Below are 239 nucleotides of genomic sequence, written 5' to 3'. Positions count from 1 at the left end.
CACAAATATCCTGAGTATGTTAGAATTCGTCGCAACTTACATTGAAGACCAGTTGTATTTTATGACCAAAACCAAAGGTAAACCGACTCGTCAATCAGATGCCGACCGGAATGAGCGTCGAAGGAACGCCATCAGAGAACTTCAAAACAAAACGGATATAATTCAGAAAATTGCTGATCTATTCAGACATTTACAAGCGGAAATCATAGCTGAAACGAGCGCGCCTAATATAATTTCCC

1 protein-coding gene is annotated in these 239 nt (G+C 40.2%); it reads left to right on the top strand.

Annotated features, from left to right (window positions below):
• Positions 1-16: 16 nt before the first annotated feature.
• A partial coding sequence (locus F0L74_RS34880; RefSeq protein WP_213087200.1) for a hypothetical protein occupies positions 17-239 on the top strand: 223 nt, incomplete at its 3' end.

The sequence above is a fragment of the Chitinophaga agrisoli genome, from assembly GCF_008386695.1.
In the GTDB taxonomy this organism is placed as follows: Bacteria; Bacteroidota; Bacteroidia; order Chitinophagales; family Chitinophagaceae; genus Chitinophaga; species Chitinophaga agrisoli.
This window is presented reverse-complemented; position numbering and strand designations above follow the sequence as displayed.